Source organism: Faecousia intestinalis (assembly GCF_040096185.1).
Classification (GTDB): domain Bacteria; phylum Bacillota; class Clostridia; order Oscillospirales; family Oscillospiraceae; genus JAZOXB01.
In genome coordinates this window covers 17,058-30,917 of sequence record NZ_JBBMFF010000221.1, presented here as the reverse complement: position 1 = coordinate 30,917, position 13,860 = coordinate 17,058, and the positions used below count along the sequence as shown (strand labels likewise).

The 13,860-nt window shown below is 47.3% G+C and carries 13 protein-coding genes; 9 read left to right on the top strand and 4 right to left on the bottom strand.

Going from position 1 to position 13,860, the window contains the following annotated elements; translation table 11 throughout:
- Window positions 1–178 precede the first annotated feature (178 nt).
- Together WMO66_RS08295 and WMO66_RS08290 are read right to left on the bottom strand one after the other, a co-directional pair.
- Window positions 179–928: an EFR1 family ferrodoxin gene (locus WMO66_RS08295; RefSeq protein WP_349135949.1), complete on the bottom strand. Its 750-nt coding sequence runs from the start codon at window positions 926–928 to the stop codon at window positions 179–181.
- A complete protein-coding gene (locus tag WMO66_RS08290; protein ID WP_349135948.1) occupies window positions 925–1,335 on the bottom strand; it encodes a peptide deformylase in 411 nt (136 codons plus the stop codon). Before WMO66_RS08290 ends, WMO66_RS08295 begins: the two co-directional genes overlap by 4 nt.
- A 161-nt stretch (window positions 1,336–1,496) precedes the next feature.
- On the opposite strand from WMO66_RS08290, the gene WMO66_RS08285 reads away from it, so the two are divergent.
- The 3 genes from WMO66_RS08285 (at window position 1,497) to WMO66_RS08275 (ending at window position 3,563) form a co-directional block, all read left to right on the top strand.
- Window positions 1,497–2,480, top strand: coding sequence for an O-acetyl-ADP-ribose deacetylase (locus WMO66_RS08285; RefSeq protein WP_349135947.1), 984 nt, complete (start codon window positions 1,497–1,499; stop codon window positions 2,478–2,480).
- Between the two features lie 18 nt (window positions 2,481–2,498).
- Window positions 2,499–2,783, top strand: a complete 285-nt coding sequence (locus WMO66_RS08280) for a hypothetical protein (RefSeq protein WP_349135946.1) — start codon at window positions 2,499–2,501, stop codon at window positions 2,781–2,783.
- A 147-nt stretch (window positions 2,784–2,930) separates the two neighbouring features.
- Window positions 2,931–3,563: a vWA domain-containing protein gene (locus WMO66_RS08275; RefSeq protein WP_349135945.1), complete on the top strand. Its 633-nt coding sequence runs from the start codon at window positions 2,931–2,933 to the stop codon at window positions 3,561–3,563.
- A gap of 48 nt (window positions 3,564–3,611) precedes the next feature.
- On the opposite strand, the gene WMO66_RS08270 is transcribed toward WMO66_RS08275, so the two are convergent.
- On the bottom strand, window positions 3,612–4,358 hold the full coding sequence (locus WMO66_RS08270; protein ID WP_349135944.1) for a YoaP domain-containing protein: 747 nt from the start codon (window positions 4,356–4,358) through the stop codon (window positions 3,612–3,614).
- 763 nt (window positions 4,359–5,121) lie between these two features.
- Between WMO66_RS08270 and WMO66_RS08265 the strand changes: the two genes are divergently transcribed.
- Window positions 5,122–6,168 (top strand): Fic family protein, encoded by a 1,047-nt coding sequence (locus WMO66_RS08265; RefSeq protein WP_349135943.1) that lies wholly within the window; start codon window positions 5,122–5,124, stop codon window positions 6,166–6,168.
- Window positions 6,169–6,328: 160 nt separating this feature from the next.
- On the opposite strand, the gene WMO66_RS08260 is transcribed toward WMO66_RS08265, so the two are convergent.
- Entirely contained in the window at window positions 6,329–6,943 is a 615-nt protein-coding gene (locus WMO66_RS08260; RefSeq protein WP_349135942.1) for an LIM domain-containing protein, read from the bottom strand.
- A 198-nt stretch (window positions 6,944–7,141) separates the two neighbouring features.
- On the opposite strand from WMO66_RS08260, the gene WMO66_RS08255 reads away from it, so the two are divergent.
- From WMO66_RS08255 to WMO66_RS08235, 5 genes are all read left to right on the top strand, one after another.
- Entirely contained in the window at window positions 7,142–7,342 is a 201-nt protein-coding gene (locus WMO66_RS08255; RefSeq protein WP_349135941.1) for a helix-turn-helix domain-containing protein, read from the top strand.
- A 70-nt stretch (window positions 7,343–7,412) separates the two neighbouring features.
- Entirely contained in the window at window positions 7,413–8,582 is a 1,170-nt protein-coding gene (dcm, locus tag WMO66_RS08250; RefSeq protein WP_349135940.1) for a DNA (cytosine-5-)-methyltransferase, read from the top strand.
- A gap of 27 nt (window positions 8,583–8,609) precedes the next feature.
- A complete protein-coding gene (locus WMO66_RS08245; protein WP_178300866.1) occupies window positions 8,610–10,067 on the top strand; it encodes an ATP-binding protein in 1,458 nt (485 codons plus the stop codon).
- Window positions 10,060–12,933, top strand: coding sequence for a Z1 domain-containing protein (locus WMO66_RS08240; RefSeq protein WP_349135950.1), 2,874 nt, complete (start codon window positions 10,060–10,062; stop codon window positions 12,931–12,933). The genes WMO66_RS08245 and WMO66_RS08240 overlap by 8 nt, the downstream gene beginning before the upstream one ends.
- Window positions 12,923–13,858 carry a PD-(D/E)XK motif protein gene (locus WMO66_RS08235; RefSeq protein ID WP_349135939.1) on the top strand — a complete coding sequence of 312 codons (936 nt, stop codon included), beginning with the start codon at window positions 12,923–12,925 and terminating at the stop codon, window positions 13,856–13,858. The genes WMO66_RS08240 and WMO66_RS08235 overlap by 11 nt, the downstream gene beginning before the upstream one ends.
- The last annotated feature ends 2 nt before the right edge of the window (window positions 13,859–13,860 follow it).

Genomic DNA, 13,860 nt, shown 5'->3' with positions numbered 1-13,860 from the left:
GAGTGGCATACTCTGCGAAAATTTCTTCCAAAATTCAACTAGAGATGACGTAAAATGCAGAATTTCTTCCGCGGCAGTGCCGGATTTCGACGAAAAAACCGCAATGCAGGACCGACAAAAAATCCCGCTCCGGGGCAGTGCACATGCACCGCTCCGGAGCGGGAAATTTATTTGCTTTTTACAGCGCCTCAAAATGATAGCGCGGCTTGCCGCGGCTCTTCCTGCCGTACTCGATGGCCTCCGCGGGACAGTAGCAGATGCAGGCCATGCAGTGGGTGCAGCTGCCGCCCCAGACGGGCCTTCCGTTCTGCAGGGAAATATTGTTGGTAGGGCAGCGCTTTGCACAGAGGCCGCAGCCTGTGCAGGCCGGGCCTGCGGTGAAGGCACGATCCTTGACGAAGCAGGCGTAGAAGATCGGGTTCACCGGGCCGCTCATCAGGCGGTCATAGAGGTTGTTCCGGGTCGGCGGGAAGGGAAGACCCTCCCGGAGGGCGGCAATGGCGCGGTCAATGTCCGGCTCGGCCTTCGCGACGATCCTGCGCGCTTCATCTGCCTGCGGGACGCCGAACATGGCGATATAGTTTTCAGGCATGACGATCTGTGCCGTGCCCATGCAGGAAAGCCCCTTCACGCGGCAGAGCTCACGGTTATAACGATCGGCGCTGCCGATCTCGCTGCCGCAGGTCATGACGAACCACGCCTGCCTCGCGCCCCGAAGCTCCGTCTGCAGCAGCCAGTCGCGGACGAGGCGGGGAATGCGCCAGGCATAGGTCGGCGTGACGATGACAAGGCGCTCGCCGGTCTCCACGGTGGCGGTGTCGTGGGCCTTGATGCGGTCGTTCATGCAGAGCAGCGGCTCGTTCAGCGCTTCCGCCATGCGCTGCGCAGCATATTTGCTGTTGCCGGTGCCGGAAAACCAGAAAATCATATCAGGATCCCCTCGCAGTGGTCGATCTCGTGCTGGATGATCTCCGCCGTCCAGCCGGTGAAGGTCTTCAGCCGTGTCTGCAGCATTTCGTTCTGCCACTGCACCTTGATGGAGCGGAAGCGCTTCGTCTTCCGCGTGCCGTTCAACGACAGGCAGCCCTCTTCCGCCTCATAGAGCTCGGACTGCCGGACGATGACGGGATTGAGCATGACCAGATAGGCCCCGTCGTTGTCAAAGGCAATGATGCGCTTATTCACGCCGATCATATTTGCCGCCATGCCGACGCAGCCGTCCTTGTGCGCGAGCAGCGTGTCCAGCAGGTCCTGCGCCGTGCCAAGGTCGTCCTTCGTTGCAGGCTTGGCCTTCTGCGCCAGAAAGGCCTCGTCCCTGCAGATCTCTCGAACCATGATATCTCCTCCTTGTACTTTCTTTTATTGTAACAGTCTTGCGAGCAATGTGCAAGAGCATATGGTTCGGAAAAGCAGGGAAGGCACGGGTGGTTCCTTGCCTTTTCGAACGGAATATGGTAAGATACAAATAATTCGAAGACCGTGATAGAGGTGATACCATGCCCCTGCATTTCATCCGCAACGACATCACAAAAATGCCCGTGGATGCCATCGTCAACGCGGCAAACGAGAGCCTCCTCGGCGGAGGCGGCGTGGACGGCTGCATCCATCGCGCGGCGGGACCGGAGCTGCTGGCGGAGTGCCGCAGGCTCGGCGGCTGCCGGATCGGGGAGGCAAAGCTCACGGGGGCCTATCGGCTGCCCTGCAGGTACGTCATCCACACCGTCGGCCCGGTCTGGCGCGGCGGCGAGAATGGCGAGAGGGAACAGCTCGTCTCCTGCTACCGGAATAGTCTTCGGCTGGCAAAGGAGCAAGGCTGCGAGACCGTAGCGTTCCCGCTCATTTCGTCCGGCATCTTCGGCTATCCGAAGGATCAGGCTCTCCGCGTTGCAGTGGATACCATCGGGGCCTTCCTGCTGGAGCATGACATGACGGTCTATCTCGTCATTTTTGACCGCAGGGCCTATCAGATCAGCGGCAAGCTGTTCGCGGACATCGCGGAATACATCGATGACCACTATGTTGAAGCGCATACGGATCCTGGCGCGGAGCGCCTGCGCAGGGGAGCGCTGCATCGCGAAATGGCCGCGCCGATGTGCGCGCCCATGGCGGCCCCGGCGCTGGACGATCTGCTGGAGCATCTCGATGCGGGCTTTTCGGAGACGCTGCTGCGGCTCATCGACCGCAGCAGGAAAAAGGACTCTGAGGTCTATAAAAAGGCCAACGTGGACCGCAAGCTGTTCTCGAAGATCCGGAATAACCCGAACTACAAGCCCTCGAAGCCGACGGCGCTCGCCTTTGCCATTGCGCTTGAGCTGGATCTGGAGGAGACGAAGGACCTGCTTGCCCGCGCGGGCTATGCCCTCAGTGCCAGCAGCAAATTCGACGTCATTGTTGAGTATTTTATCAGACAGAGGAACTACGATATTTTTGCGATCAACGAAGCACTGTTCGCCTTTGACCAGAGCCTGTTGGGGGCGTGACAGCTGGGAGGATCGCTGATGAATTGGGATTTCTTTTTCCGGCAGCTGTCTGCCGGGAAAAACATAGATGAGACCTGCTTCTCTTTTTGCGATGATCCGGATGAAAAGGAGCATTATCTGGGTTTTATTCCGCATTGCGATGAGCCATATTGGATCGGCTATTGCGATGTGGAGGGCGGATGCGCCTTTAAGACCGCGGAAGAGCTGGTAAGCGCGCCGGTATTTGACGGAAAAAGTCTCCGGGAGCGCTGGAGCGGCGTTATATTAACGGCATTGGCGGCCTCAGCTTCGAAGAATGGCTGAAATACGCGGAGCATGTGCCGCTGGAATCCACATTGTGATAGGGCGGGCCTGTTCTGTGCTGCAATAAAAATGTCGCCCCACAGGCGACCAAACCCTCCTTCGGATGCGCTATGATAACAGCGTGATCAAACGAAGGAGGGTTTTCCCATGACAGAACTGGTTTTTATTCTGGACCGCAGCGGGTCCATGGCGGGGCTGGAGGCGGACACCATCGGCGGCTTCAACGCCATGATCGAAAAGCAGAAGCGCGAGCCGGGCCCAGCGCTCGTTTCCACGGTGCTCTTTTCCAATGAGAGCGAGGTCATCCACGACCGGCTGCCACTCGACCGCGTGCCGCCCATGACGGAGCGGGAGTATTTCCCCCGCGGCTGCACGGCGCTGCTCGACGCCGTCGGCGGGGCCATCCACCACATCGGAAACGTCCACAAATACGCCCGCCGCGAGGACGTGCCGGAGCGGACGCTGTTCGTCATCACAACGGACGGACTGGAGAACGCCAGCCGGCGCTATGATTATGCGGCGGTGCGTCGGATGATCGAGCGGCAGAAGGAACGGTATGGCTGGGAGTTTCTGTTCCTCGGCGCGAACATCGACGCAGCACGGGAGGCGGCGCGCTTCGGTATCCGGCCCGAGCGGGCGGTAAACTATCGGTGCGACCGGGCAGGTACGGCGCTGAACTATGAGGTCATCGGCGATGCCGTGTGCAGCGTCCGCGCCTGCGAGCCGCTGACGGCGGACTGGAAGAGAAGGATCGAGGCGGATCGCCGGGAGCGGGGATAAGCTCCGCGTATCCGCACATGAATCGACGACTTTCCGATGTACGATGACTCAGTCCCGGATCCCAGCCAGCGCCAGAAATTTTTTATCTGTCTGAATGCTCTGCGTCAAAAACTTGCCGTCCCGGAACAGCGCATAGGTCGTGACCGGCGCGGGAACGTTCTGCGCGGATTCTTTGTCCGTGATGTGGATGACCTTGAACGGGATATCGTGTTCTTTTGCCGCCTCCTGCACCCTTGGAACCCAGTAATAGGTGTAAGGGCACTGATCGGTGTAATACAGGACGAAACCGGCTTCTGCAATTGCCGGATGCTTTGCGCATTCCCGGAACCTCGGCGGTTCCGCATTGGGCACAAGCGGCAAAACCATCAGATCGATCCCGCAGTCGGAGATGTCTGCAACCCGGAATCCCTTGTAGGCAAGGAATTTCGGGTCAGCGAGGAATTCCCGTTTCCGGCCCTCGGCGCACAGAATACAGATCCCGTTTTTTCCCTGCGCCCTGGCATCGCGGATGCACTCCTCCAGCAGATCGTTGGAGTATCCGTGGCCCTTCATGGAGCCGGATACCCACAGACAGTTGATATAGAGCCAGCCGTCAGCCATAATTGGCACCCATGCGTTTTCTGCCGGGATGTATTCGATAAAGCATTTGCCCCGTTCCTCACTGCGGTAAAAAACAAGCCCCTCCTCAAAGCACTGCCTGAGCCATTCCTTTTTCACAATGCTCTGCTTGCCGGACATGGCGCAGCAGATGTGTTCCCTGTCAATATTTTCCTTTGTGATCCGAATATAGTTCATCTGTGATTCCTCCTTTGATCCGGGAAAAGCACGGCCGGTGCTTATATCGGGATTTTGATGGCCTCATAGCCAGAACGGCGCGGCTCTGCCCTGTATTTCAGAGAATTTTGACAAAAAAGACGCAGAGCAAATCCGATTCCTCATCAGATCCTGCTCCGCGTCTAAGCGTCTGGCATGATGTTTTCTTCCGCTTTTTTCTTACCGCCTCAGATCGTAAAGCGGTTGCAGTTCATTCTACCCTCAAATACAACACGTTTTGGCGGCTTTTTTCGAAAAATGGTCCGGGCGACAGGATTCGAACCTGCGGCATCTAGCTCCCAAAGAAGTACAGAACACTTTTTCTGGACATTTGTGGCACTTTTTAGCCATTTCCGCTTTGTTTTACTTACTCTTTGACGTTCTTAATTCCACTGTTTCCAGGTACTCCGGAGCCGTATGTGGTAATCTATGTGGTCAAAAACGCTTCCCGCCCGGTTTTCGGTGAAAGTTCACCGGTGCCGGACGGGAAGCGTTTCTCGTTGCTGTTGGCTGCATTGTAACTCTGAGGAGGGTGTTATGCAAGTGGTTTCTGCGAAGGTGGCAGCTCAGCAGCTGCGGCGCTATAGACAAAGAATAGGCGGGAAGATAGGCAGAGGTACTTTTCTTGCTCTCTGAGTATAAATCCCTTAATACAGGCATAATAGTAAGGGATTTATGGCACAGCCCATTGACTATTCCCTTATTTTGCGTTATTATTTAAGGGAAAACGAAAGGGGGTAAGGGAATGAGAACCTTCAATTACTCCGCAATCAAGGAGCAAAAGTGGGACTCGGATGTTCTTGGCCTGATTGCAGCCATATACAAGGAAGCTGGAAAGCAGGAATTGTATTTGAAGCAACGTCCGGAGGAACTCGAAAAGCTCGTGGAGATTGCCAAGATACAGAGCACCGAGGCATCGAATGCCATTGAGGGCATTGTCACCACGAGTACCCGAATCCGGCAGCTCGTCGAAGAGAAAACTACGCCGAGGAACCGTGACGAGCAGGAAATTGCCGGATACCGCGATGTGCTGAGTATCATTCACGAGAGCTTTGATGCGATTTCAATTACGCAGAACTATATCCTGCAGCTTCATAAAATCCTGTACAGTCACATAAACAACCCGCTTGCGGGCCGCACAAAAAGTGTGCAGAATTATATCACTGCCACCTATCCGGACGGTCATGTGGAAACGCTGTTCACGCCGCTTGCCCCTTATGAAACGCCGGAAGCGTTGGACAGAATCTGCGAGGAATACAACCGTGTGATTGGGAATATGGAACTGGAGCCATTGATTACGATTCCGGTTTTCATCCATGATTTTCTGTGCATCCACCCATTCAATGACGGAAACGGAAGAATGAGTCGGCTACTCACGACGCTGCTTTTGTACCGGAGCGGATTTTATGTCGGCAAGTATATCTCACTTGAAGCCAAAATCGCCAAAAACAAGGACCTGTACTATGATGCGCTTGCGCAGGCGCAAACCGGCTGGTACGAAGGCATAGAAGATGTAGTGCCTTTCATCAAGTACCTGCTCGGGACGATCCTTGCGGCATATAAGGACTTTGAGGATCGCGTGGTGCTTGTGGAAACCAAGCTGTCCGCACTGGAAATGGTACGCAGAGCAAGCAAGAATAGAATCGGGCGGTTCAACAAACAGGACATCCGGGAGCTTTGCCCGACGCTCAGTGATAGTTCCATTGAGGGGGCTCTGCGGAAGCTGGTTGCAGCCGATGAGTTGAAAAAAGAAGGACGCGGGAAGAATACCTGCTATTTCAGGCTGAATTAGATTCCCTTTAATACGAGCGACTTTTTAGAGGGCCGCGCCTGTTCATACGAGCAGGTGCGGCCCTTTTGGTCTCTTTACGGAAGTTGGCGCATAGTTCAACGGTTGAGCCGCTATAGACAAGGAATACACCCAAAGTCTCCTGCCGGAACACACACTTGCCTTACCCGAAGAAATACTGCTTCATATCTGAGATACCGCCATCCTTATCGCAGAACCATTCATAATTAGAGAGACAATTTCGGCAGTGAGCAATCACATCGAAGCCGCCGGGTGAATGCCAGTTGTCGGTAATGCTCATGATCTCCAATGGTTTTCCGCAGGCTGGACATAGTCTGATTTTCCTTGCCTTACGAGTGGCACGTGCTCCCTGCTCTGTTTTAAGTGCATCTAAAAGACTTTGCCAAAGATTCGGATTTGGCTCATGCTCTGCGTAGTCTTCAAGGTATCGCCTGATATCATCGGCAGCCAGAACGAGAAACTTATCATCCAGAAGACGAATGTGACGCTTGATATAATCGGAAACCACCACAGGCATACATGTGTTTTTGCCCATCGCATACCGCATTGCCGACAGCAGGATCAAACGAAAGTCAGAGTCGCAGATCGATGCGAGCAGGTCCTGAGGGAACATCAGAAACTCCTTGCCATTATTCATGAATACGCGCAGCGGCCACTGTTCTTCCGTTACCAGATTCAGTAGACTGTTAGTTTGATCCTTCAGCTCATCAACGGTGATTGATTCATAGTTTTGAAATTGGGGTGCGGTATAGTTCATCATTGTCCTCCGTTCATTTATTTTTCCGAAAGGTGTTTGCATTGTAGCTCAGAATATTTGGAACTTCAACTGTAGCGGTTTTGTTCTGAAATCGCTGTATAAAATGCTGACTTCTCAAAATGTTCGCTTGAAAAAACCGTCGAATAATGATACACTATCTATGGCTGTATGTCACAAGAAAGAATTAGAGGTGTAAAGATGCCGGTAGATTACAAGAAACTCTGGATTTTGTTGATTGAGAAAAATATATCCAAACCTCAACTGCGCAAAGCTGCCAATATTTCACCTTCAACCTTTACTAAACTCAATAAAAATGAGTTTGTTGCTATGGATGTTCTTGTTCGTATTTGCATGGTATTAGATTGCGATATTGGAGATGTAGTAGAAATTACACGATAATGCCTGATTTGCGAGCAACTAATATGGTACCGTTATAAATGAACGGGATGATCGAGAGTGTGTATATAAAATGGACAAAGAAAATAAAGACAATCACACATTAAGAGTGTTTGAAGCCTTTGCAGGAATAGGTGCACAAGCTTCTGCACTTGATCGTATGGGTATCAATTACAAAATTGTCGGGATTAGCGAGTGGTTTATTGACGCAATCGAATGCTATGCCGCAATTCACTGCGATAATGTTGAAGTCGAAATGCCTACGGACATTCAGACAATCGATGAGTATCTCTCCAAGTTTACATTTAGCGCAACCTCTGTTAAACCGACCAACATTAAACGGCTTACGGAAGATCAACGCAGAGATTTATATCGAGCAAATAAGCAGGCAAATAACTTTGGATCAATAACTGACATTAAAGGAGCAGACTTACCGGAGATTGACTTGCTCGTATATAGTTTCCCGTGCCAAGATCTGTCTACCGGCGGCCTCGGAAAGGGAATGAAAAAAGGATCCGGCACCAGATCAGGGCTCTTATGGGAAATTGAAAGAATCTTGACGGAACTGAAAGATCTTGATCACCTTCCGGAATACCTTTTACTCGAAAATGTCAAGACAATAAAGGCAGACAAACATATTAAAGATTTGAATCAATGGTTAGATTTCCTGGAATCAATGGGATACGCCAACACAAAATGTATGATACTGAATTCTTTAGATTTCGGTGTGCCACAAGATAGAGAACGCGCATTTATTATAAGCCACTTAGGAGATTCTCTCGATGTTGTAAATAAGATTGAAGCAGAAAAAAGGGAAAGGAAATTTAAAATCCGCAAATTCATTAAAAGTAACTATAAAAATCCAATATATAAACTTGAAGCCGACATTGCACAGCTGAATAAGACGCCCTCAAGGGACGTAATGTGGGATATTAACGGCAAGACAATCTCAAATCACATGATTGTCCGGACAATTACATGTAACATGGATCGTACACACACTGCGGCCTTATTTAAGTACAACGGGCCAAAGGGTGATACATATCGCAGATTAACAATGCGAGAGGCATTCTTGCTAATGGGGTTTACTGAAAAAGAGTATGTCAAAGCTTCGTCTCTAAATTTTAGCTACAGAAAATTAAATAAGCTTATCGGGAATTCTATAGTTGTGAATGTTCTACAAGCGATTTTTGAGGCTATGTTTGGGGACACTTACATGAAAAAAGAGGCAGAAGAAGATTAATTAGATCAAGAGACAAGAGAGGGCCTTATGAGTGATTTGGTTGAACGGCAATTTCCTGCAAAAGCATTAATGACTGGGCTGCGGGCAATTGGATACAGCTTTTCATCTGCAGTTGCTGATATAATTGACAACAGTATTTCAGCCAATGCCAGTGAGATAAACATTTTCTCTGATCCCTTATCCGATCCTTACTTTTGCGTTTTGGACAATGGCTGCGGAATGTCCGCAAAAGAACTCGACAATGCAATGCTTCCAGGTTCTGACCGTTCTGGAAAAGCTGAATGTGAGCAAGAATTAGGGCGATTTGGCCTCGGCCTAAAATCTGCGTCGCTTTCTCAATGTAGAGAATTTACAGTTGCGAGCAAGAAGTTTGGAAAAATCCGTGCAATGTCATTTGATTTAGATGTTATTGATAAAGAAAACCGGTTGCTTTTAAAAGTATTAAACTCTGAAGAGATTAATGCACTTCCCTCAATACATAATCTTGCAGAGTACGAGACTGGTACATTAGTAGTTTGGACTAAGTTTGACAAGATAGAGAATCTTGCGAAAAACTTTGAAGATAGTTTTAGAAGGTTAGTTGCAGAATCAAAGAAGCATACAGAATTGGTATTTCATCGTTATTATAAGACAATTCAAATTTATTATCATGGCAAGCGTATTGAAAAGCGAGATCCCTTTTTGGTGGATTCAATTGGACGGCAGCAAACTGGGCGCAAATCAGAGATAAACGTCGACGGAGCTATAATCACTGTAATTCCGTATACTTTGCCGTTTGCGAATACGCTTACCCCGGAAGAAAAGGCGCTGCTCGGCAATCCAAAGAGCATTTATGATGAACAGGGATTCTATTTGTATCGTAATAGAAGGCTGATTTCATGGGGCAGTTGGATGCATATGGGGATTCGAAGCGAGCTTAATAAACTTGCCCGGATCCAAGTAGATATTCCGTCCGCACTGGATTCTGTTTGGATGCTGGATGTAAAAAAGTCGTCAGCCAAAATTCCTGATAAGATAAAAGACATGATAAAAATGGCTGTCGATGATTCCGTTATTCGAAGCAAACGAACCACGAGATTTCCCGGTACCAAAGAGCAGTCTGTTGCGTTTAAAGTATGGGATCGAATAAATGAACACGATGGAAAAATTCGATATCAGATTAATCGAGACACACCGTCAATTGTAGCGCTTAATGAAGCACTTGGGCAGGCTGAAAAGAAATTGTTAGACATTGCGCTATCTCAAATCGAATGCTATCTCCCTAAATACTCTATTACGAACGATAGCATGGACGCATTAACAATTATTAATTCAGGAGCTGATTACGAAGATGAACAACTTATCCAAGAAATAGAAGCCATTCTTGCGTTTTGTGATCCCGGCAAAAGGAAGAAAATGTTTGAAGATGTGTTTATGGCAGAAGCATATCAGCGTTTACTTAAACACAAAGAAGAAATTAGAAAGAGGGTTTTGAGTGATGACTGATGCAACAAACAGATATAATGCCCTTGTTAAAAAAACATTTGATATGCTGTACAGCCTTTGCGAAGGACAGAAGAAAACACATTCTGATTTGATAAAGCAAGCACAGCTTCTTCTTCCCATTACTGCAGGAACACAAGATGTCAATCAATTATCGGAGTATAATGATATATTAAAGAGCATTATAGATTTGTACGAAATTGAGGTTGGCATTAAGACATACGCTCCGAATGTTTTGGCGGCTGACAGGCAGTCGAAGTACTGGCTCTATAAATTGAAGGGCACTACACCACGGCCTTTTTTCGATAGATATAAGCTTTATTTGCGGCAAGACGGATTTGATAGGAAGACTATCGACAACATTGAAGCTTCCTGCGAGGAGGTCCTGGCATACTGTGCAAATCCCAGATCTCAGGCGGATAAAAAGAGAGGCTTAGTGGTTGGTGATGTTCAATCCGGCAAAACAGCCAACTATCTCGGCCTTATTAACTTAGCCTACGACTATGGATACAAAATCGTTGTACTTTTGGCCGGAACGACAAATTCTCTCCGTGTTCAAACGCAGAAGAGAACAGATAAGGGAGTTATCGGCGCGAAAAGTGATTCGATTGGAAATTTGATAGAGTATATTGGAGTTGGGTTTTCCGCTCATGAGCATTATGCAGTGCCGTTTACGAATCAGAATAATGACTTCGCAAAATTTATACAAAAGAATTTGAATGCCACCATTGCAGATTACAATAAGCCAGTTGTTCTGGTAGTAAAAAAGAATAAAAGCATATTAGAAAGCGTGAGCGAACGGCTGCAATCAGAGCTAAGCGAACAGGGGCTGGATTCTAAAAGTATTTTAATTATTGATGACGAAGCAGATAACGCTTCTCTGAACACAAACAAACCAGAGAAAGATCCAACTGCAATTAACAGGTGTATCCGTGCTATATTTAATAAGTTCCCAATAGCCTCTTATGTTGGCTACACCGCAACACCGTTTGCTAACATTTTTATCAACCCTGATGACAAAGATCCTGCGAACTTAGACCTATTTCCATCAGATTTTATTGTACAGCTAAATGCTCCGAGTACATATTGGGGCGGACGGGTAGTGTTTCCCGGAAATTCAGAGACATTGCCTCTGTGCTTGCGTGAAATTAAAGAGGACGAGCCGTATTTTCTTCCTGTTATACATGACAAGTATGTGGAATATTTGGGATTGGCTGACTCGATGAAAGAAGCAATCCATAGCTTCCTTATTAACAATGTAATCCGTACTTTACGCGGTCAAAAAATTAAGCACCGCTCAATGATGATAAACATTACTCGATACAACGATGTCCAAGCTCAAATTCAAGAGTATGTTTCAACTTACATAGAGATTCTGACAAATGAAATTGAACAGTTGAGTAGTGGGCCTGTTGAATGTTTTATTGCAAATAAAAATATGAAAGCAATCTTTGATCTTTTTACCAAAGATAGTTTTTATACTGCAATTAGAGAGGGGGATAATTCGAAAGGATATTTACCTATCACTTGGGAACAAATCCAGAATGGACTTTATAGTGAGATAAAGCAAGTTTCAGTTGTCGTAATAAACTCAAAAAACGGTAAAATGAGCGTAAAAGACGGAGGGAAAAGCAAACGGTTTGACTATGAGGATTACGATACTACCGGTGCCCGTGTTATTGCAATCGGAGGGATGGTTCTTTCCAGAGGCTTGACATTAGAGGGACTAATGATCAGCTATTATAGCAGAAATGCTGGAGCATACGATACATTATTGCAGATGTGCCGTTGGTTTGGATATCGTCCAAAATATGAAGACTTGTGCCGTGTATATTTAACGCAGGAGAATATTGACCGTTTCGATGCTGTTTTAGATGCAGTCGACGATTTGCGCCAGCAGTTTGAAGAAATGGAGCGGCAAGACAAAAAGCCCAAAGACTTTGGCTTGATGGTCAAGGAATCGCCAGATACTCTGGATACTACTTTACTTGTTACCGCACGAAACAAAATGAGAGCATCCGAAGTGATTGAATACCATCTTAATTATGGAGGCGTTTATGCAGACACCTCTAAGCTCTTACGAGATGCTGCAGTTAATCGTCATAACAGGGATGCCTTTAACAGTTTTGCTGCTAAGCTCGACATTAAAGAAACAAATGGACGATATATTGCGAGCTCAGTTTCAAAATTTTATGTGGCAGAATTTATAAGAAATTTGAAAATTTCCTATGTGAACCGAAAATTTGATACAGAAGGGCTTTCAGCATACATTGAAAACAGCGAAGTTTTTCAGGAATGGGATGTTGTGATTGCTACAGGTGACTCAACAAATCTCCCATTCAGTGTGGGGCATATGCAATTGAAACCTGCAATCCGTAGTTTTCATGTTAAGAATGCAGGAGACACATACATTCGAATTGGTGGATCGAATAACCGTGTTATGGAACCCGGGATCCTAAATGCCGGTTTATGGCTTACCGAGGGTGACCGCGAGCATATTCTTAAAGAAAAAAATGCTCAGTCAAAAAACGGCAAGCAGTATACATCACTTGGGGCCAATGACTATTTGAGATATAGAGTAAATCCAATCCTCGTAATATATCCGATTGATTTGAGCTGTGATAACACTGCGTCAGAGAAGAAACAACTGTCTTTGTATGAGCAGGAAAAAGTTGCCGCACTGAAAGCACAAATTAAGCAGGATGTTGGGAATAACCGAGAACCTCTCCTTGCATTCGCAATTGGATTTCCGAAAAAAGAATCCGGCGTTATGGTAACCTACCGGGCAAACCGTATAAAACTCGACGAAATCAATGCCAATATGGAAATTGATGATGATGGCGAAGGGGAAGAGGACTATGACGATTAATTTTGAAGAATACTATAATTCATTATCGCAACAGTCCTTTGGAAATCAGAGGAAAATTCCGGTAAATGCCCCGGTTGGAGTCTTTTATGGATTGAGTGACGAGGGTCATTTGCGCCTTTCTATCCTGTCATTATGCAGCGGGCCCAAAATGGAGTCTACAAGACAATTGAGGGTAACGCAGGGAGAGGAGTGCCGTGGGACTTATTGGACATGCTTTGATCTCTTAAATAAAGAAGCTGAGCCCGTTTTTTATTCGTTTTGCTCGAATTTGCTGGAGGCGATTGAAGGGGCATCAGACGAGCACGATGCACTTAATAGGCTAAAAATACGATATATCATTTGGAAGTCTCTCTTTAAAAATGAGCCGACAGGAAATGTCCCCTTTGAGACAATACAAGGATTGTTTGGCGAACTGTATTTCATGAAGAAGTATATGTTCGAGAAACACGGCATTCCTGCTTCGGTTCGAGCGTGGAGTGGTCCAGAATCATTAAGCAAAGACTACGCAATAGGAAGAGAATGGTATGAAGTTAAAACTGCCGGTGCAAATTCTTCATATATACATATCAGCTCTGTAGCACAATTGTCTTCTGATGTCCCGGGCCATCTTGCGGTTATTCGTGTTGAACGAATGGCAAGCGAATTTTCCAATGGGGAATCAAGTATCTTAGAGTTGTTCGAAAGTATTTTACAGTCTATATCAGATGAAGCAATTGAAAATATTTTTAGCTCAAAAGTGGCGTCATATGGAATTACCATTTCAGATTCTGCCTTTTCAACCAAGTTTGATGTGAAGGATCTAAAAGTGTATTGCGTTATAGATGGCTTCCCGCGCATAACTATCAACGAAATTCCTTACCCTGAAATAAGCAATATATCTTATGATATTTCAATAGCTGCCATTAAACGGTTTGCGGAGGAATAACT

What these genes read in the sequence shown, in the direction of transcription:
- WMO66_RS08295 (WP_349135949.1), bottom strand. Translation starts at nt 928, where the DNA reads ATGATTTTCTGGTTTTCCGGCACCGGCAACAGCAAATATGCTGCGCAG.
- WMO66_RS08290 (WP_349135948.1), bottom strand. Translation starts at nt 1,335, where the DNA reads ATGGTTCGAGAGATCTGCAGGGACGAGGCCTTTCTGGCGCAGAAGGCC.
- WMO66_RS08285 (WP_349135947.1), top strand. Translation starts at nt 1,497, where the DNA reads ATGCCCCTGCATTTCATCCGCAACGACATCACAAAAATGCCCGTGGAT.
- WMO66_RS08280 (WP_349135946.1), top strand. Translation starts at nt 2,499, where the DNA reads ATGAATTGGGATTTCTTTTTCCGGCAGCTGTCTGCCGGGAAAAACATA.
- WMO66_RS08275 (WP_349135945.1), top strand. Translation starts at nt 2,931, where the DNA reads ATGACAGAACTGGTTTTTATTCTGGACCGCAGCGGGTCCATGGCGGGG.
- WMO66_RS08270 (WP_349135944.1), bottom strand. Translation starts at nt 4,358, where the DNA reads ATGAACTATATTCGGATCACAAAGGAAAATATTGACAGGGAACACATC.
- WMO66_RS08265 (WP_349135943.1), top strand. Translation starts at nt 5,122, where the DNA reads ATGAGAACCTTCAATTACTCCGCAATCAAGGAGCAAAAGTGGGACTCG.
- WMO66_RS08260 (WP_349135942.1), bottom strand. Translation starts at nt 6,943, where the DNA reads ATGAACTATACCGCACCCCAATTTCAAAACTATGAATCAATCACCGTT.
- WMO66_RS08255 (WP_349135941.1), top strand. Translation starts at nt 7,142, where the DNA reads ATGCCGGTAGATTACAAGAAACTCTGGATTTTGTTGATTGAGAAAAAT.
- dcm (WP_349135940.1), top strand. Translation starts at nt 7,413, where the DNA reads ATGGACAAAGAAAATAAAGACAATCACACATTAAGAGTGTTTGAAGCC.
- WMO66_RS08245 (WP_178300866.1), top strand. Translation starts at nt 8,610, where the DNA reads ATGAGTGATTTGGTTGAACGGCAATTTCCTGCAAAAGCATTAATGACT.
- WMO66_RS08240 (WP_349135950.1), top strand. Translation starts at nt 10,060, where the DNA reads ATGACTGATGCAACAAACAGATATAATGCCCTTGTTAAAAAAACATTT.
- WMO66_RS08235 (WP_349135939.1), top strand. Translation starts at nt 12,923, where the DNA reads ATGACGATTAATTTTGAAGAATACTATAATTCATTATCGCAACAGTCC.